Genomic DNA, 17,805 nt, shown 5'->3' on the forward strand with positions numbered 1-17,805 from the left:
CTGGGAGCGAGTGAACATGCTGTTAGGCGCAGTAGCGGATGATTTGACCGGAGCGACCGACCTCGCTTTGACATTGTCCCGAGAGGGAATGCGGACGGTTCAGGTGGTTGGCGTGCCGCCCGCCGATTTCCATTATGGTGACGCCGAGGCCGTTGTCGTCGCGCTGAAATCACGAACGATCCCGGCCGAGGAGGCGGTGGCTCTGTCGCTGGATGCATGCATTCGCCTGACTGCGGCGGGGGCCGAGCAGATCATCTTCAAATATTGCTCGACCTTCGATTCGACGCCTGAGGGCAATATCGGCCAGGTGGCCGAAGCGCTCTATGATCGCCTCGGCGGCCCGTTGACGCTGGCCTGCCCCGCCTTTCCGGCCAACGGAAGAACAGTCTATCGCGGCCATCTGTTCGTCGGCGACATGCTTCTGTCTGACAGCCCGATGAAGGACCACCCGCTGACCCCGATGACGGATTCGAACCTTGTTCGGGTGCTGCAGCAACAGACGAAGCTGCCGGTCGGGCTTGTGACCAGCGAAGTGGTCGGCAAGGGAAGCGAAGCCATCGGCGCCGCCTTCAAGGCATCGATCAACAAGGGCGAAAAGATCGTCGTGATCGATGCGATCACCGACGATGACCTTCGATCGATCGGACGTGCGGCTGCAGAAATGAAGCTGATCACCGGCGGCTCTGGCATCGCCATCGGTCTGCCCGACAATTTCCGCCGCGCCGGCAAGCTGGCGCGCGACCGCTCGGCAGCGACCATCGCGGCGCCGCAAGGCGCTGCCGTCATGCTGGCCGGGTCATGCTCGACGGCGACCCGGCGCCAGATCAGGACGGCAATTGACGCCGGCACCCCGGCGCTGAAGCTGGAACCACTCGACATCGCTGCCGGCCACACGACGGCGGCCACGGTCGTCGACTGGGTAAGATCCGTCACCGACGCCATCCCGCTCGTTTACTCCAGTGCCGAGCCCGATGATGTCAAAAAGGCGCAGCAGGCACTCGGCCGTGATCATGCCGGCGAACTGGTGGAGCAATTGCTGGCGGAGGTGGCGATCCGCCTGACGAGCTGCGGCTATTGCCGCTTTCTCGTGGCCGGCGGCGAGACCTCCGGTGCCGTCGTGAACCGCCTCGGCGTCCAGGCTCTGTTCATCGGCCCGGAGATTGACCCCGGAGTTCCCTGGACAATCAGCATCGGCCGCGAGGAGCCTTTGGCCCTGGCGCTGAAATCCGGCAACTTCGGCAGCGACGACTTCTTCCTGAAGGCATGGGACATGGTGCGATGACGGCGATAATCTCCGAAGAAACGAAGCTGCGCGACGACATTGCCCGCGTTGGAAAATCACTGTTCGACCGGTCCCTGACATTCGGCTCCACCGGCAATATCAGCGCACGGCTGAGCAATGGCGACCTGCTGATGACACCGACAAATGCCTCGCTCGGCAGCCTCGACCCCGAGCGTCTGTCCCGGTTCACGGCGGAGGGTGTTCACGTTGATGGCGACAAGCCCACCAAGGAAGCCTTTCTGCACCAATGCATGTATTGCCAACAGAAGATGAGCGGCGCGGTGGTGCACCTGCATTCCACTTATGCGGTAGCCGTCAGCATTCTTGAGGATGTCGACCCCGCCGATGTCCTGCCGCCGCTGACCGCCTATTACGTCATGCGCGTCGGAAAATTGCCGCTGGTCGGATACTACCCCCCGGGTGATGTTTCACTTGCCGAGGCGGTCGCTGACAAGGCAAAGGACAGCCATGCGGTTCTGCTCGCCAATCATGGGCCGGTGGTCGCCGGCAAGACGCTGCAAGACGCTCAATATGCGACCGAAGAGCTCGAAGAGACTGCCAAGCTCTATCTCCTGCTTAGACCGCACAATATCAGGCCGCTTTCGCCCACGCAAAAGCGTGAACTGCTGGGGGCCAACTCAGCAAGAACATAGGTTCGCTTTGCTCTTGATAGGAATCGAACCGCGTGCGGCATAAGATTTGACGAAGGCATTGGAATTTACGCAACGAGATTCCCAAAAACAGAGAATCTCGCCAAATTGGCCGAGCGCTGTCTCTATTTGCCGCCGGAACCAAGTGGATGCACGTTCCGCCTCCGCACACCTGGCAGAATACATAGCATCTCGAACAGCAGGTTCCTCGCAGTAATTGCCGTGTTTCCTGAGGGATCATAAGGTGCGGACACCTCGACCAAATCACAGCCGACGATATTTAGCCCCCAGCAACCGCGGATGATCTCCAATGCTTGGATCGTGTTGAGGCCGGCGATTTCCGGCGTGCCCGTACCGGGCGATAGAAGGATCGAGGCTGTCGATATCAAAGGAAGCGGGAGGTCGCGAAGCCCGGTCGTGTCGCCTTGATAATCAGATAGAGGAGCTAATCCGGGTATTCGTCACAAACGGTTGAAACACAACATTTCAGCCGCAGACGACTCTCAGTTCAGGAATTTCTTTCCTGGCGCGTGACCAACCCCTGGGTCGCGCGACTGAAGCGGCATCCGGCGGGAACGTCCCACCTCTGCCGAAGGACCATGAAGCGGTTTTGCGCTTCGCCCGGCCGACGTCTTGGGTCGCCGTCCGGGTCCGGACTTGCGCCCCGACGATCCTCGCGCTGCAAGCGCCCTCTTGTGGTACTCCTTGTTCAGTCCATTCCACTCCGTCGATACATGCCTCAACACATTCCTCACGGGTAGATCATCAGCGATCGCCTTCGCCTACGCCTTTTCCTTGCGCTTGATGTCGGTCTTCTTGCTGGCAATCCTGGCGGACAAATCCTTCATCCGGTCGCAGCCCAGCTCGGCCACCGACTTGAGCTTCGCCTGACGTTGCCTGTGGGCCATGTCGAGATGTGTCGCAGGCAGGCCAAGATGCTGGTAGAACGAGACCTTCAGGTCGCCCGTCCATTCCCGCCCGGCTTTGAGCTTCCCCAACAGCAAACGCTCTGTCTTGCTCATCAAAGCGGTTATTCGTCGAGAACGAGCGACAACGAAGGGCCGTCTCCCTCGCGTAAATCCAGCCTCGTCTCGAACGTCCTGATCAATTTCCGCCGCGCTGAAGTCTTCGCAATGGAAAACAGCTCACGGCAAAAACGGTCGGCCGCAAGTGCTCGATATAGGAATCTATTCAGAACACTGTGGAGTGACTGTCAACTGTTTGAGACGAATACCCGCTAATCCTTATCAACGGCTGCGATACCGAGCGTCAACGTCGTCGATCGCGTTAACATTACCGACAGACCGTCCAGCGGTGTCAAAGCTCTGCGCCAGAAACGCGTCCGCAATCGCCTTGGCGAGCTCCGCCCCGATGACCCGCGCGCCCATCGTGATGATCTGCGCATTGTTCGAGAGTGCGGCGCGTTCGGCGGAATAGGTGTCGTGCGTTAGAGCGGCCCGAATTCCCGGAACCTTGTTGGCGGCGATAGACACACCGATGCCTGTACCGCAAACAAGGATTGCCTTGTCATAGGTCCCATCGATGACGGCGCATCCGACCCGTTCCGACAGGTTCGCGTAGAACGCGTCCGATCCCGCAGGTGTTCGGGAAGCGTCAACGACGTTGTAGCGGTCTTTCAGGTGATCGAACAGCACTGCGGCGAGTCCTTCGCCGGCGCTGTCCCCTGCAATGGCGATTTTCATTCTTTGCTTCCTTCTAGTTTGATGCTGCATCTCGCGAGAATTTCCAGATAGCCTTCGACGCTCCAAGCCGACCGGCCTATGAAGAGGCCATCGATGACCGGGCAGCAGATGAGCTCCTCGCAGTTTGAAAGGTTCACAGAGCCGCCATAGAGGCACGGCACCCGCCTCCCTAGAATTTCGCCTGCGACGGCCGCGATCTCAGCATGTCGCACGCTGGCATAGTCCACTGTTGCCGGCACTCCGCGTTCTCCGATCGCCCAAACGGGTTCGTAGGCGAACAGGACTTCCGCTTCTCTGTGTTCACGCGAGAGCATTGATAGAGCCACGCGAACCTGGGTGTGGAGAACCTCGGATGCTCGCCCGGCCTCTCGTTCGGCCAGGCTTTCTCCGACGCAAATGAGAGGAACGAGCCCGTGTTTGACCGCGGCGGCGGTTTTTCGCGCGACGGTTTCGTTTGTTTCACCGAAATTCTGTCTCCGCTCGGAGTGTCCCAATTCGACGATGTCGAGATCGCAGTCCTTCAACATCAATGGGGAAATCTCGCCTGTCCAGGCACCATGATCGTCCCAGTGCATGTTCTGGGCCCCGACTAGCACCCCGGTGCCTTTGAGCGCGGCCTTAACCTCCCGAACGCAAGTGAATGGCGGAATAACAAAAGGCTGGATGTTGGTAATGCCGGTGGCTTTCGAATCCTTAAGTCCCATCGCGAAGCTCAGAGCTGCGACGAGCGTCTTGTTCATTTTCCAGCTAGTTCCGACCCACTTTCGCAATGCATTGTTCATGGCTGCTCCTGCCGATCCGCGCCGGTCCTATGTCCCCCACCGAGCGCTTGCGCACACATTGCGAGGGATACCGCTCCAGCATCCGGGTGGCAAATTCTTTATATCGTCCGCAAAATTTTGTATACAGAATTCAGAAGACTTGATTTGAGCCGCTAAATCCCCTATCAGTTTTTACCGATGGAGGAGACCATGAGTTCAAGTAGAAGCCACTTGCGAGCCGTTATTGCACCCGCCTCGGGTCATTCCACGAGCGCTGGCTGCCAGGCTTCGGAACGCTGTGACTTCCGCATTTTCTTTGCAGTCTCGACACTCTGGTCTCGTGGGCCCCATCGCAGGCATCGGCATGACATCTCGTCTATCCATAGCGACCGCGTGTCCAAATCAGAAAAACGCGGTGGAGGCGCAGCATCTGCCGCCTGAATACTTCATCAGAGCATGTCGGTGCTGGGAGGCTTGCACCGTTTTCCATCTAAAGGAGGAAGAAGATGAAAACTCTATCGATAGGACTAACTCTAGCCGCCGCACTGACGGTCGCGGGACAGGCGCTCGCCTTTGAGCCGACGCGCCCCGTCGAATTCGTCGTGGCATCGGGTGCCGGTGGCGGTACCGACAATTTCGCCCGTACCATCCAGGCAATCATCACCAAGCACAATCTGATGAACAAGCCGATGGTCGTTCTCAACAAGGGTGGCGGCAGCGGCGCGGAAGCCTTTCTCTATGCAAAAAAGAACGAAGGCGACGTCAACAAACTCTATTTCGGCACCAACAATGCCTACCTTCTCCCGCATGTCGCCAAGATGGCCTATTCAATCGAGGACCTGAAACCGGTGTCGGCGCTCGCCTTCGACGAGTTCCTGATCTGGGTGAAGGCTGACTCTCAATACCAGACGCCGTCGGCTCTGATCGACGCGGCCAAGTCTGCGCCGGGCAAGATCACGTTTGCCGGCAGTCAATCCAAAGATACGGACGAAACGCTGGTGGCGCTGATCAGCCAGGTGACCGGGGCGAAGTTCAAGTATCTGCCGTTTAACGGCGGCGGCGAAGTCGGCGTGCAACTCGCCGGCGGCCATGTGGAAGCCAACGTCAACAACCCGAATGAAAACCTCGGCCAGTGGCAGGCGGGCGTCGTGAAGCCGCTTTGCGTCTTCGACGACAAGCCGATGGCCAAGAGCGATCCGGTTCATGACGGCAAGGGTTGGGGCGACATTCCGATCTGCTCGTCCGCCGGGATCCCGATCAAATCCTACAAGATGCCTCGCACGGTCTGGGCCGCCGCCGGCACCCCCGACGATGCCGTCGCCTACTATGCAGACGTGATGAAGAAGGTCAGCGAGACGCCCGAATGGGCCAGCTATATCAGCAAGACCTCGCAGGCCGCAGATTATTATGACCCTGCAAAGCTGCAGGAATTCATCGGCAGTAGCCAAGCCGATGCCGTCAAGGTCTTCAAGGACGAAGGCTGGCTGGTTCAGTAAACGGGTTTCGGGTCCGGCGCCTTCGAAAGAGTCGCCGGGCCGCATTACCTCGCAAGATTGACGCAATGGGACCGGGCAGCGACAGGCGGGTCCCTTCGGCGAAGGAACCTGATCATGCATATCAAGCGCCTCCACATGGAAGTCATCACTGCTCTTTGCCTCGGCGCCGTCGGCGTGGCGGGTGCAACGGGTTCGTTGGAACTGGGAGTGAGCTGGGGTGACTCCGGCCCCATGCCGGGATATTTCCCCTTTTACGTCGGTCTGATCGTGATTGCAGCCAGCATCGGTTGCCTGGTGCAGGCGCTTGTTCAGGCAAAAAGCGTCGATCTGCGCGAGACCTTCCTTGAATCGGAGCAGACCATGCGTCTGCTGTCCTTTTTCGTTCCGATGGTTTTGTTCGTTGTGGTGACGATCTTTCTCGGAGTCTATGTCGGCACCACGCTCTACCTGTTCTACGTCGCCTGGCGCCAAGGCAAGTACAAGCCCTACATCGCGCTTTTGATCGGCATCGCCTTCTCTGTCGCACTTTATCTGGTTTTCGAGACTGCCTTCCAGGTCCCGCTTCTCAAGGGACCTATCGAAGACATGCTCGGCATCTATTGAGCCGGGACCATTTCAATGGCAAATTTCGACCTGCTTATGCATGGCTTCGGCATCGCGCTGACCCCAATGCACATCATGCTAATGATCGTCGGCGTGTTTCTCGGCCTGATCGTCGGCGTCCTGCCCGGTCTCGGCGCGCCGAACGGCGTATCCCTGCTGATCCCCCTTACCTTTTCCATGGATCCGGTCTCGGCTATCATCCTTCTAGCATCGATGTATTGGGGCGCTCTATTCGGCGGCTCGACGACCTCCATCCTGTTCAATATTCCGGGTGAACCGAGTTCGGTGGCAACGACATTCGATGGCTATCCAATGGCGCATAGCGGGCAATCGACCCGAGCGTTGACCTTTGCCTTCGTCTCGGCGGGCATTGGCGCACTGATCGGCGTGCTCGTCATTACCCTTCTGTCGTCGTGGGCCGCCAATTTCGCGTTGAAATTTGGGGCGCCAGAATATTTCGCTGTCTATTTCCTCGCCTTCTGCGCCTTCATCGGCATGGGGAGTGCCTCGCCGTTGAAGACAGTCGCCTCGCTTTGCGTCGGGCTGCTGTTCGCCAGCGTTGGCATGGACACGGTCACAGGGTCACTTCGCTTGACGTTCGGCCTCGACGTTCTCATCAGCGGCGTCAGCTTCCTTGTCGTCGTCATTGGTCTGTTCGGCATAGGTGAACTGCTGGCAACGGTACAGGACGGCCTGCATTTCCGAGGCGTCTCGTCTCGGATCGATCCGCGCGACGTGTTCAAGGCCATCTGTGAAATGCCGCGTTACATCACGACGATCATCCGCTCGTCGGTGGTCGGCATCTGGATGGGCATCACTCCCGGCGGCCCGACCGCAGCATCCTTCATGAGTTACGGCCTGGCGCGGCAATGGTCGAAGCCCGGCGCCAAGTTTGGTACGGGCCGTCCGGAAGGCATCATTGCACCGGAAATCGCTGACCACTCGGCTGGAACCTGTGCCATGCTTCCGATGTTGGCGCTCGGTGTACCCAGCTCTGCGACAGCGGCCGTGATGATGGGCGGCCTGATGATCTGGGGCTTGACGCCTGGTCCGATGCTTTTCACCACCAAGCCCGACTTCGTCTGGGGGCTGATAGCCAGCATGTATGTCTCGAACATCGTCGGCGTTATTCTCGTCCTGTTAACGGTCCCGCTGTTCGCGGCGCTGCTGCGCATCCCGTTCACGATCATCGGTCCGATGATCGTGGCGATCTGCTTTGTCGGCGCCTATACGGTTGCGAATTCCACCTCGGATCTTTGGCTCGTGCTGATATTCGGCGCTGTCGGCTTCATCTTCAACAAGCTGGAATACCCGCTGGCCCCCATGGTCCTTGCCATGGTGCTCGGCCACAAGGCGGAAGAATCCTTCCATCAGTCGATGATCGTCTCGGACGGGTCGCTCGGCGTGTTCTTCTCCAACTACTTGGTAGGTGGGATCATGATCGTGGCACTCGGCCTTCTGATCGTGCCGCAGGGCGCCAAGCTGGTCTCCTATTTCAGGCAGCGCAAGGTGGAAGTGGACAAGGCTGGCTGAGGCCTGGTTTGCCTTTAGCCCATTCGGAGGAATTTCATGAACTACCATACCTATTTCGGCACCAATGCCGAACCTGTCGAATGCTGCATTGTCGGAACCGGCGGGTTCGGCCGCAGCTTCATCGCCCAGAGCCTCAAGACGCCGTTGATAAGCGCCCGCGTTGCCGTCGATCTGAAGGCAGAGACGGCAGCAGACGTTCTCCGCAGTCTCGGCATCGAGGCTTCCCGGATTGCCCAGTGCTCGACGACCGCAGAGGTCCGCGAGGCTTGGGAACGAGGCCTGTTCATCGCGTCGGATGACATCGCCACTGTGCTCGATCTGCCGATCACGGTCGTCGTCGAAGCCACCGGCCATCCTGAGGCCGGCGCCCGACATTCGCGGCTCGCGATTGATGCCGGCAAGCACGTCGCCCTGGTCTCGAAGGAAGTCGACAGCGTCATCGGTCCCGGATTGGCTTTGCGCGCCCGCCGTAATAACGTCATCGTCACCCCTGTGGATGGCGACCAACCGAGCCTTCTGATGGGATTGGTAACGTGGGCTCAAGTCCTCGGGCTAGACATCATCGCCGCTGGCAAGTCCAGTGAATACGACTTCGTTTTCGATCCTAAGCAGGGAACGCTGACTTCGAACGGCAAGGTAGCCCCTGCCCCAGAATTTGCCGACTGGATGGAGCCCGCAAGACTCGAGCTGCCAACCATCGCGGCCAAGCGCTCGCAGATCGCCGGCGAATTTCAGCAACGTGCCGTGCCGGACCTGTGCGAGATGACGCTTGTCGCCAATGCGACCGGCTTCATGGTGGACCGCCCCGAACTGCATGTGCCGATTGCCCGGATCACGGAAGTTGCCGATTTCTTCTCGCCGCGCGCAAACGGCGGATTGCTTGGAGCCTCCGCTGTACTCGATGTCTTTCATTGCCTGCGGCTTCCTGGCGAGGTGAGCTTTGCCGGCGGCGTCTTCGTCACGGTTCGCTGCGACGATCCGCAAACCTGGCAAATGCTGGCGGAAAAAGGCCATGCCGTCAGCCGCAATGGTGATGTCGCGATGCTCTATATTCCCCGCCACCTGCTGGGCGTCGAGGCGGCGACGAGCATTCTTGAAGTCGGTCTGCGCGGTGTATCGAGCGGCGCCACCGAGCCCCGGCCGGTCATCGACCTGGTCGCGCATGCCGATGCCGATATCGCAGCCGGGACTGTGCTCACCGCAAGCGGTCACCACCATTCGATCGTCGATGTCTCGGCGCGGATGATCCCCGCCGGCCGGCTGTTAGACGAGATGCCCGTACCCTTTTATCTCGCCGCCAATCGCAAGTTGAAGAGAGCGGTCAAGGCGGGCCGACCGATCCGGTGCGGCGATGTTGAGCTCGATGAGTCGTCGGAACTGCTAGCGCTCCGACGCGAACAGGATAAAGCCTTTTTCTAAACCCTCTCGAGAGCCACAAGGCCGGCAGATTTGCCGGCCTTGTTCTTTTAAAGCTGCTCTACGCCAAGTCTCTCTTCGAGGTGTCGCCTTGCTTTCCTATGTTCTTGTCTGTGCCATCGCCTTCCTGGCCGGGTGCCTGAGCGGCGTGATCGGCACCGGCGCCAGCCTCATTCTCCTGCCCGTTCTCGTTCCGATGTTCGACCCGGCACGGGCCATCCCCGTCATGGCGATCGCCGGGCTTATGGCGAATGCGGCGCGCGTTATGGCATGGCATAGGGAAGTCGATTGGCGAGCCGTTCTCGCCTATGCGCTGCCGGGCGTCCCGGCGGCCTCGCTCGGAGCCCTCAGTCTCGTCCATTTGCCGGCGGCCATCAGCGGCACATTGCTTGGACTTTTCATTATCCTGCTGGTGCCGCTTCGCCGATACATCAGCCATTACAACATTACCATCGGCCCTGGAGGGATGGCGGTTGCCGGCGCAGTCGTCGGCTTTTTGACGGGACTTTTTCTGTCCACCGGGCCACTCAGCGTGCCGGCCTTTCTTGCCTTTGGCCTTGTGAAGGGCGCGTTCCTCTCGACGGAAGCGGCGTCCTCGATCTTCGTCCAGGTGGCGAAAGTTCTGACCTTCTATCAAGCAGGCGTGCTGACCAGGGAGCTCCTGATCAGCGGTCTGGTCATCGGCTCAGCATTGATGGCAGGAACCTTCTTCACCAAGCGTTACGTCATCAAAATGTCGGAACGCAGTTTCCGCTTGATGATGGATGCCATTACCTTGGCATCCGGCCTCTGGCTAACGCTTGTCGGCCTTTTCGGCTGAGCATATTCGAATGCGCCTCGCGGCTCAGTTCCGCTTCCCGATATATGCAGCGGAGAGCTGCGCCACCATGGCAAGCGAGGTTGCGCCGGCATCCGGGTGGCCGATGCTCTTTTCCGCCAGTGGCCGGGCGCGCCCGAGACGGGGCGTCAGCGAAGCCGTGGCCTTTGCCGCAGCCTCCGATGAGTCGGCCGCCGATTTCCATGCTTCGGCCAGAGTTTTTCCGCCGGCAATGTCCGCCGTCAGGGTTTCGACGAAGGGAACGAGCGAATCGACCAATGTCTTGTCGCCGACATTCGCACGGCCGAGGCGGGCGACACCTTCAAGTGCCTGCCGGGCGCCTTCGGCAATTGCCTTGCCGCTCGGCACGCCGCTGTCGCTCAAAGCATTGCTCCACGAGCGTAGCAGCAGCCCCCAGATCGCGCCGGACGTGCCGCCCGCACGGTCAGCCCAGGCATCGCCGCCAAGCGCGAGCGTCGTCTGGGCGCCGGCACCGGCGGAAACGGCCGCAGCCATTGCCGTCGCCGCCGCATCGGAGCCGCGCCGCATGCCCTGGCCATGATCGCCGTCGCCGGCGATCGCATCGATACGGCCCAGTTCGGCTTCACGATCCTTCAGCATCGCAGCAATCTCGGCGAACAGGTCGCTTATGCAGGCCGCAGACTTGCGGGAGGTTTCGGACGCCTCCGGGATGGTCGGCGCAGCCTCCTCATCGACGGCCACGTCGGTACGCAGGTCAACTGCATCCGGGCGCCCCCTGCGGAAGGCAGGCGTATCGCAAGGTGCAGCCCAATAACGCTCCAGCTCGGCATCGAGCCAAGCCAGCGTCAGCGAGCATCCTTGCATGTCGAGGCTGGTGACGAATTCGCCGGCCTCCGGCTGAACGATCTCCAGACCGGCGCCATTCAGCTTTTTCTGAACGGCCGTCCAAAGAACGAAAAGCTCTTCGTATTTCGTCGAACCCAGGCCATTAAGTATAGCGGCAACGCGCGCGCAGCCTGGCGGCTTCTCGGCCAGAAGCTTGTCGGCAAGAATGCCGGCGAGCTCGGTGGCGCTGGCAATATCCTCTTCGCTGATCCCCGGCTCGCCGTGAATGCCGAGGCCAAGCGCCATGCGGCCGTTCGGCACACTAAACAGTGGCTCCGCAGCGCCTGGCAGGGTGCAGCCGGCAAAGGCGACGCCGAAGGAGACGGTGCGATTATTGGCGTGCCGTGCGACCCGCTCCACCTCGTCGAGCGAAAGACCCGCTTCGGCTGCCGCACCGGCAATCTTAAAGACCACGAGGTCGCCGGCAATGCCACGGCGCATCGCGTGCTTGTCAGGCGTTGCGCTGGCAACGTCATCCGTTACCGCGATGATTCGTACATCGACGCCTTCGGCGCGCAGCCGCTGTGCGGCAACACCGAAATTCAGCACGTCGCCGGCATAATTGCCGAAGCCGAGGATGATGCCACCGCCATTATCGGCCTGGCGGCAAACCCGTGCCACAGCCGCCGTCGAGGGCGAGGCGAAGACGTCGCCGGCCACTGCAGCATCCGCCATGCCCTGGCCGACATAGCCGGCAAAGGCCGGGTAATGACCCGAGCCGCCGCCGACAACGACGGAGACCTTACCCCTCGGCACCGTCGTCGCACGCACGACGCCATTGGTGACCAGGCGCACGTGGTTCGGGTAGATCTGGCAGAAGCCGGCAAGCGCGGTCGCGGCGAACTGCGCAGAAGCATCAAAGATCGTCGTCATGGAAAGCAGTCCTTAGCTACGCGGCAGGATGCGCCGAAGATAATCACGGTTGGCGGCACTGACTGAAAGGCCGTCGCCACCATAATGCTCGCACAGAAATGCACTTTCGAATCCATGCTCCAATGCCAACTGGATGGCCGTTCGATAATTGATCAACCCCGATTCAAGCGGTACCGGATGGCTGGCGATCAGGCCGGCATGCTCGTCCTCGATCCGCATGTAGTTCTTGACGTGCCAGTATTTGGCATAGGGGGCGACCTTGGTCATCATCTGCAGCCAGTGCTCGACTGGCCTGTGAAGACGAATGAGATTGCCCAGATCGGCATTGATGCCGACATTGTCGAGACCAACCTCCTCAACGAAGCGAACGGAACTGTCTGCTGTGCCGAGATAGGTATCCTCGTACATTTCGAGTGAAACTTCGACGCCGACCTCCGCGGCATGGCGACCGAGCTCTGCGATGCGGGCGACGGCCCTTTGCCATATCACCGGATCGTCGGGGTTTTTCGCTCCCTGTTCTGTCCAGAACCAGAGGGCAGCCTTCTGCTTCTCCGTCAGCGGCTCGAAAAAGCCAAAAGAGACGCTCTGTGCCCCGATTTCGGCCGCGGCATCGATGACGCGGTGGCAATACGCGAGGTATTCGTCGCCGCGTTTTGCGTCAATGACGCTTCGACGCGATGTCGAGAGCCCTGGAATAGTCATGCCGCTTTCGCGAACGACCTCGCAGAAGGCGCGACGACGCGTGGGAGAAAGGTCGGCGAGGCGAAGCCAGCTGTCGGTGGGATCGATTTCGCTAAACCCGGCATCGGCGACTTCGCCAACCGTCGCGGCCCATTCTTCGACGGTCTGATCCTGAACGGATCGACCATCGGCAAGCGTGTTCGGATATTGGATCATGGCGGCCGCGATTGGCCAATTGTCGCGCGTCCACTTTCGCGATGTACACATCAAGTTTTCCTCCCAACCGCAGCCCCGGAGCGCCCATGGGCGCGCACTGGAAGCCGCAACACTTTGACATGAGCATTCCTCGCCCGGCTCTTGGCACCTACTGAGCAACACTGGAAGCCCGCGTTTCCCAGGCAGGCATGCCGGCCGCCGGGCGGCCGGCCCAAGATCGAGTTCAGGCAGCCTTGGCGGACTGGCGCTGGCGGGTTGCCATGCGGGCGGCGAGAAGGACCGCCTCACGGCTGGCACCGATATCGGCAATACCCTTTCCAGCAATGTCATAGGCAGTGCCATGGGCGGGCGTGCAGAGCGGGAAAGGCAGTCCGCCCATCATCGTCACGCCCTTGTCGAAGCCGATAAGCTTCATGGCGATCTGACCCTGGTCATGGTACATGGTCAAGACGGCATGATAGCCTTCCTTCATGGCGCGCAGGAACACAGTATCTGCCGGGAACGGTCCTTCGACGCCATAGCCGCGGGCCTTGGCCTCAACCACGGCCGGTTCGATGATGTCGATCTCTTCCATGCCGAAACTGCCGCCATCGCCTGCATGGGGGTTGAGGCCGGCGACGGCCACGCGCGGCTCGTCAATGCCGGATGCCTTGAGGCAGGACACAGTCAGTTCCAACTCCGCCAGAATGCGCTCGACGGACAGATTGTCCGCCACTTCCTTGAGCGGAATATGCGAGCTAACGCGGGCGTTCCAGATCTTTTCCAGAACGTTGAATTCGCGGATCTTGCCGGTAAACGACAGGACATCCGACACGAAGCGGATTTCGTCATCATAGCCCGGATAAGCGAAGCGCATCGCTTTCTTGTTGAATGGGGTAAAGCAGACTGCATCCGCTTTGCCGGCATGTGCCAGTTCCAGCGCGGTACGGAAATTGCGGGTAGCGAATGCGCCACCTGCCAGCGTCGCCTCGCCGCGTTCGACATCCTCAGGCGCCAGATGGCCAAGATCGACGAAAGCATGCTTCGAACGGTCAAGACCGGCCAGGCCTTCGAGGGACGACGGCGTCAGATCCAGTTCGGCACCCGCTTCACGCGCGCCCTTGTCCAGAATGCGGCGGTCGCCAATGACGATGATATAGGCTTTCTCCTTGACGTCGTCCAAGGCCAGAAGCTGAGCCGTCAGCTCCGGGCTGATACCTGCAGGGTCGCCCATGGCGAGCGCGATGACGGGGCGATTGTCTTTGTGATCGTTGATATCCACTGCTTCGTTCTCCAACCTCGATGAGGCTGGTTTTATGTCATCCCGGAGTGGAGAACAAGTCTTTTGCATTTTGTATGCAGCATTTTTACATTTGGAACCGGATAGAAAATGGTGTACCCCTGAACTGGGGCGTTGATAGCCTCACCGCACCGAAATCGGGCTTTCGAAAATGAGTGAAATAGTGACTGATCTGCCTGCCTCTCCTTCCGGACCGATCCAGCGAACGGCTCTTCACGACACGCTCGTCACACGATTGCGCGACATGATCATCGAGGGCGAACTGTCGCCTGGAGCAAGGATGCACGAGAGCCAGCTCGGAGATCAACTGGGCGTCTCGCGCACACCCCTGCGCGAGGCGATCAAGTATCTCGCCAGCGAAGGCCTGGTCGAACTCATTCCGAGCCGCGGCGCGATCGTCAAGCGATTCAGCGGCAAGGACGTGCACGACATGCTAATCGTGCTGAAAAGCCTCGAAGAGCTGGCCGGCAACCTCGCCTGTGTGACGGCGACGGACGAGGAAATTGCCAAGGTCCGGCGACTGCATGACGAAATGCAGGAATGCTACAATTTGCGCGACCGCCTCCGCTACTATAAGCTCAATCAGGCGATCCACACCGAGATCACTCAGCTTGCCGGCAACCAGGCGCTCAGCAGCATGCAGGCTGTGCTGCAGTCGCGGTTGAAGAGAATACGGTTCATCGGCCACGAGGGCCCTGAAAAATGGGCCGCGGCGATGGCCGAACATCAAGAAATGATCGTGGCGCTGGAAGCGCGGGACGGCAAGGCCCTGGCCAAAGTTCTCGGTCGCCACCTCCTCAACGCTTGGCAGCGCGTCAAGGATGCGATCTAATCGCGCGTCCTCGGGCCCTCGCCGGACCCGGAGAGTTCGACACGGTAGCCGCCTGTTGCCGATAGAACTCCGCGACGAACTGGCCGAGCCATAGCTTGACTCTGTGTTCATCCACGACAGCGAGCGACGAATAGGAAGGTCAGCTGCCGCTTCCACGGAGACACCCGGATGGAGGCAAGACGTACTCCAGATGTCCTTTAAATCTCTGAGAGGACGGAGAAGTTCTGCAGTTTAGACTTTTTTGTATCGTGTCTTCCCGAAGGACGCCTGCGCTGCCGGGAGATCCCTTCACACTAGCCTGCGTTTCGCTTTGGCCCACGAATGGCACACGGCACGTTTGTATGGTGGTCGAGCCTTCCCCTGGGCTACACCTCTATGATTATGATGCTTGATGCCGTCTCGAATAATGCCGCTGTCTCGAGAACGGCAGCTTCACGTTAGGAACTGTCTGCTTGCCGAAGCTATTTCTCTTCTCGTTCTTCTCGGTCTATGGAAAGGTTCAGAGCATTCGTTTGAGGGCGGAAAAAAGAAAATGGCAAGCGAAGAAGCCAGCTCCGAAAAACACACCGATGCGCTGGCGCTTGCGGAAAATCTTCGTATCACGCTCGGCAGATTCGTTCGCGGCGTGAAGACGCAAGCAAATACACCGACAACCTCGCAGTCCGAAACGCTGTCGCTTCTGGATCGGGCGGGGCCGCTCAGTGTCGCCGAACTGGCAGACCGCCGCAACGTCAGGCATCAGAGCATGCGGCTGGTTGCCGGTCAGCTGGAATCTGAAGGGCTGATCAGCAAAATGCCCAATCCAGCGGACGGGCGCAGCCAGCTTCTTTCCATTACCGAAAACGGGCGGGCGGAATTGTCCCACGCCCGCGAAGCCCGAACATTGCAGATTGCCAACTTGATCGAGGAACGCCTGTCCGAAAAGGACAGACGAACGCTTGGAGCCGCAATCCGTGTTATCGAACAGCTGTGCTAGCTCGTCGGATCAAGCCTTCGACAATGCAGCGAGCACATTCGACAAGGTGTTCAAACCCCAATGCTCAGCATATTTGCCGTCCTGAACTCGCACAATATCGATAACGCTAATGGCAACGTCCCGTCCTGTCGCCGGAACGCGCAGCAGGGTACCGGTATGAACTCCGCTTATAGTCTTTCGGGTTGTGACCTTATCTCCCTCGGCGATCTGGTCATGGATCGTTACCGCCAAGTTCGATAGAGCAGGGCGAAGAACATTCTGGAAGGTGTGCCACATGCTTTCCGGGCCGTTCGGCATTCCCTGCGGCGCAGCGTGATTGATAAAGTCGGGAGCCATCAAGGCATGAAATGCGGTTTCGCTCCCATTTTGAATGACCTCGATGTTGAAGCGGCGAACCACCTCCTTGTTATCGGCAGACATGATCGATCCTTCGCACAAACGCCAGCGATATATACAGTATAACTGTATATTAATTGCTTAAGCGTTCCGCGGTCCTGTTGCAAGTCGGGAAGCAAAGGCCCAGGTCTATGTCGATCCGCTTGAAGCCGCAGGAGATGGACGTCGCGCATCCTTGTCGTCCCGGCGGGGAGACCTTGGTTGCGGTCCTTATCATTTGCTGAGGCAGCCAAACTTTGTCGTTGTGACCGGGGAAATCGCCGTCATGCCTTCATGCTTAGGTTTTTCTCTCTGCGCCCTGCAATTCTCGATCCCCAATGCGGTGTCCTGAAAATCAGCATCAGGGCGAAAAAATACCGCGCTCGCAGGGTCGCGACATAGGAAGCTGACGCTTTTGCCTCCAGAAGACGTTGCAGGGCCAATGTCCATGGCCTCGCCCTTCCTGCCTGCGCCATCGTCAACTCCCAACGATGAGATAGCCGAGGACGCGGCGGGCGAGCGAGTTTGGGCGGCAAGTGGCACTCCTCCCTGATGTTAATCGCACCCAATCCGTCGCTTCCAGTACATAGGAGGCGAACAGGAAATCCCGGATCCCGGCAACCCGACCGTCCCTCCAGTCGATCAGCACGAAATGCGCCGGCTGTGCCATTGGCTTGGTGCTGTCGAAGACCATGGCGGGTTGTCCTTCGAACACGCCCGGCGCATAGCGCCATTTGGTCTCTTCCGCATAGCGGGTGAAATAGGGGGCGACGTTGTCGCGCCCCTGCCGTTGCAGATAAAGAATCACAATAATCTTGAGCCTGGCACCGCCGCCGACGAACATGCGCGATTACCCGACCGGTATGAAGCTCGTCGGCAGACCACACCGACGTCTAACCGCATTTATCAGGGACTGAACTCAACCCTTGAGCTGCGCTGAGCTCCGGAAAGTCACGTTTTCGGAGCGGGCGGCAACGGATCCTATTTCAGAGAAAGAGGAGAGGGTGCGAATGGAAGTCTTGCGCTAAGTTGGATACTAATATACTACTTCTTGCAAAGCCAACGGGAGGTGGTGAGTGGTAGAGAAAAGCATTCGTTCTATCGATGCCGGATCGGCAGGAGTTTCGCGATGAGCGAAGCCCGCAAGAAGCGTTCGCTCTCCGGCGTCACCAATCTCTCGCATCAGCGGGCCGCGGCGCCGCGCGCCGCAACGCTTGTCTATAATGCGCTGCGCGACGACATTATTTCACTGCGCCGCAAGCCGATGGATCTGCTCAACGAGAAGGAACTCGAGGCGCAGTTCGGCGTCAGCCGCACGCCGATCCGCGAGGCGATGCTGCGGCTGTCCGACGACGGTCTGGTCAACGTATTTCCGCAGTCCGGCACATTCGTTTCCCGCATTCCGCGCCATGCGCTCTACGAGGCGATCCTGGTACGCAAGGCGC

General features: G+C 59.6%; 20 protein-coding genes. 10 read left to right on the forward strand and 10 right to left on the reverse strand.

The window, feature by feature from the left end:
• Positions 1–16: 16 nt before the first annotated feature.
• Positions 17–1,282 carry a 3-oxo-tetronate kinase gene (gene otnK, locus AC1D2R_RS27505; RefSeq protein WP_477972366.1) on the forward strand — a complete coding sequence of 422 codons (1,266 nt, stop codon included), beginning with the start codon at positions 17–19 and terminating at the stop codon, positions 1,280–1,282.
• Entirely contained in the window at positions 1,279–1,935 is a 657-nt protein-coding gene (gene otnC, locus AC1D2R_RS27510) for a 3-oxo-tetronate 4-phosphate decarboxylase (RefSeq protein ID WP_477972368.1), read from the forward strand. Before otnK ends, otnC begins: the two co-directional genes overlap by 4 nt.
• Positions 1,936–2,057: 122 nt before the next feature.
• Here otnC and AC1D2R_RS27515 read toward each other — a convergent pair whose 3' ends face one another.
• From AC1D2R_RS27515 to AC1D2R_RS27530, 4 genes are all read right to left on the reverse strand, one after another.
• Entirely contained in the window at positions 2,058–2,321 is a 264-nt protein-coding gene (locus AC1D2R_RS27515; RefSeq protein ID WP_477972370.1) for an arginase family protein, read from the reverse strand.
• 393 nt (positions 2,322–2,714) lie between these two features.
• Positions 2,715–2,954, reverse strand: coding sequence for a hypothetical protein (locus AC1D2R_RS27520; RefSeq protein ID WP_477972372.1), 240 nt, complete (start codon positions 2,952–2,954; stop codon positions 2,715–2,717).
• 225 nt (positions 2,955–3,179) lie between these two features.
• A complete protein-coding gene (derI, locus tag AC1D2R_RS27525; protein ID WP_477972374.1) occupies positions 3,180–3,635 on the reverse strand; it encodes a D-erythrulose-4-phosphate isomerase in 456 nt (151 codons plus the stop codon).
• Positions 3,632–4,417 carry a triose-phosphate isomerase gene (locus AC1D2R_RS27530; RefSeq protein ID WP_477972376.1) on the reverse strand — a complete coding sequence of 262 codons (786 nt, stop codon included), beginning with the start codon at positions 4,415–4,417 and terminating at the stop codon, positions 3,632–3,634. The genes derI and AC1D2R_RS27530 overlap by 4 nt, the downstream gene beginning before the upstream one ends.
• A gap of 485 nt (positions 4,418–4,902) precedes the next feature.
• On the opposite strand from AC1D2R_RS27530, the gene AC1D2R_RS27535 reads away from it, so the two are divergent.
• From AC1D2R_RS27535 to AC1D2R_RS27555, 5 genes are all read left to right on the forward strand, one after another.
• Positions 4,903–5,892 carry a Bug family tripartite tricarboxylate transporter substrate binding protein gene (locus tag AC1D2R_RS27535; RefSeq protein ID WP_477972378.1) on the forward strand — a complete coding sequence of 330 codons (990 nt, stop codon included), beginning with the start codon at positions 4,903–4,905 and terminating at the stop codon, positions 5,890–5,892.
• A 114-nt stretch (positions 5,893–6,006) separates the two neighbouring features.
• Positions 6,007–6,495 (forward strand): tripartite tricarboxylate transporter TctB family protein, encoded by a 489-nt coding sequence (locus AC1D2R_RS27540; RefSeq protein WP_477972380.1) that lies wholly within the window; start codon positions 6,007–6,009, stop codon positions 6,493–6,495.
• 15 nt (positions 6,496–6,510) lie between these two features.
• A complete protein-coding gene (locus tag AC1D2R_RS27545; protein WP_477972382.1) occupies positions 6,511–8,028 on the forward strand; it encodes a tripartite tricarboxylate transporter permease in 1,518 nt (505 codons plus the stop codon).
• A 36-nt stretch (positions 8,029–8,064) separates the two neighbouring features.
• A complete protein-coding gene (locus AC1D2R_RS27550; RefSeq protein ID WP_477972384.1) occupies positions 8,065–9,447 on the forward strand; it encodes an NAD(P)H-dependent oxidoreductase in 1,383 nt (460 codons plus the stop codon).
• Positions 9,448–9,535: 88 nt separating this feature from the next.
• Positions 9,536–10,264 (forward strand): sulfite exporter TauE/SafE family protein, encoded by a 729-nt coding sequence (locus AC1D2R_RS27555; RefSeq protein ID WP_477972386.1) that lies wholly within the window; start codon positions 9,536–9,538, stop codon positions 10,262–10,264.
• A gap of 24 nt (positions 10,265–10,288) precedes the next feature.
• Here AC1D2R_RS27555 and AC1D2R_RS27560 read toward each other — a convergent pair whose 3' ends face one another.
• The 3 genes from AC1D2R_RS27560 to AC1D2R_RS27570 form a co-directional block, all read right to left on the reverse strand.
• Positions 10,289–12,001, reverse strand: a complete 1,713-nt coding sequence (locus AC1D2R_RS27560; RefSeq protein ID WP_477972388.1) for a dihydroxyacetone kinase family protein — start codon at positions 11,999–12,001, stop codon at positions 10,289–10,291.
• A gap of 12 nt (positions 12,002–12,013) precedes the next feature.
• Positions 12,014–12,949, reverse strand: coding sequence for a sugar phosphate isomerase/epimerase family protein (locus AC1D2R_RS27565; RefSeq protein WP_477972390.1), 936 nt, complete (start codon positions 12,947–12,949; stop codon positions 12,014–12,016).
• A gap of 172 nt (positions 12,950–13,121) precedes the next feature.
• Positions 13,122–14,111, reverse strand: a complete 990-nt coding sequence (locus AC1D2R_RS27570; protein ID WP_477972416.1) for a 4-hydroxythreonine-4-phosphate dehydrogenase PdxA — start codon at positions 14,109–14,111, stop codon at positions 13,122–13,124.
• 217 nt (positions 14,112–14,328) lie between these two features.
• Here AC1D2R_RS27570 and AC1D2R_RS27575 point away from each other — a divergent pair, with 217 nt between their 5' ends.
• Positions 14,329–15,009, forward strand: a complete 681-nt coding sequence (locus AC1D2R_RS27575; protein ID WP_477972392.1) for a GntR family transcriptional regulator — start codon at positions 14,329–14,331, stop codon at positions 15,007–15,009.
• A 532-nt stretch (positions 15,010–15,541) separates the two neighbouring features.
• Positions 15,542–15,985, forward strand: coding sequence for a MarR family winged helix-turn-helix transcriptional regulator (locus AC1D2R_RS27580; RefSeq protein ID WP_477972394.1), 444 nt, complete (start codon positions 15,542–15,544; stop codon positions 15,983–15,985).
• Between the two features lie 9 nt (positions 15,986–15,994).
• Here the strand turns inward: AC1D2R_RS27580 and AC1D2R_RS27585 are convergent, their stop codons facing one another.
• From AC1D2R_RS27585 to AC1D2R_RS27595, 3 genes are all read right to left on the reverse strand, one after another.
• Positions 15,995–16,405, reverse strand: a complete 411-nt coding sequence (locus tag AC1D2R_RS27585) for an ester cyclase (protein ID WP_477972396.1) — start codon at positions 16,403–16,405, stop codon at positions 15,995–15,997.
• 189 nt (positions 16,406–16,594) lie between these two features.
• Positions 16,595–16,810, reverse strand: a complete 216-nt coding sequence (locus AC1D2R_RS27590; RefSeq protein WP_477972398.1) for a hypothetical protein — start codon at positions 16,808–16,810, stop codon at positions 16,595–16,597.
• Between the two features lie 28 nt (positions 16,811–16,838).
• A complete protein-coding gene (locus AC1D2R_RS27595) occupies positions 16,839–17,204 on the reverse strand; it encodes a hypothetical protein (RefSeq protein ID WP_477972400.1) in 366 nt (121 codons plus the stop codon).
• Between the two features lie 285 nt (positions 17,205–17,489).
• On the opposite strand from AC1D2R_RS27595, the gene AC1D2R_RS27600 reads away from it, so the two are divergent.
• Positions 17,490–17,805, forward strand: a 316-nt coding sequence (locus AC1D2R_RS27600; protein WP_477972402.1) for a GntR family transcriptional regulator, incomplete at its 3' end; no start/stop codon positions are given.

The sequence above is a fragment of the Rhizobium sp. P1_C7 genome (assembly GCF_056406295.1).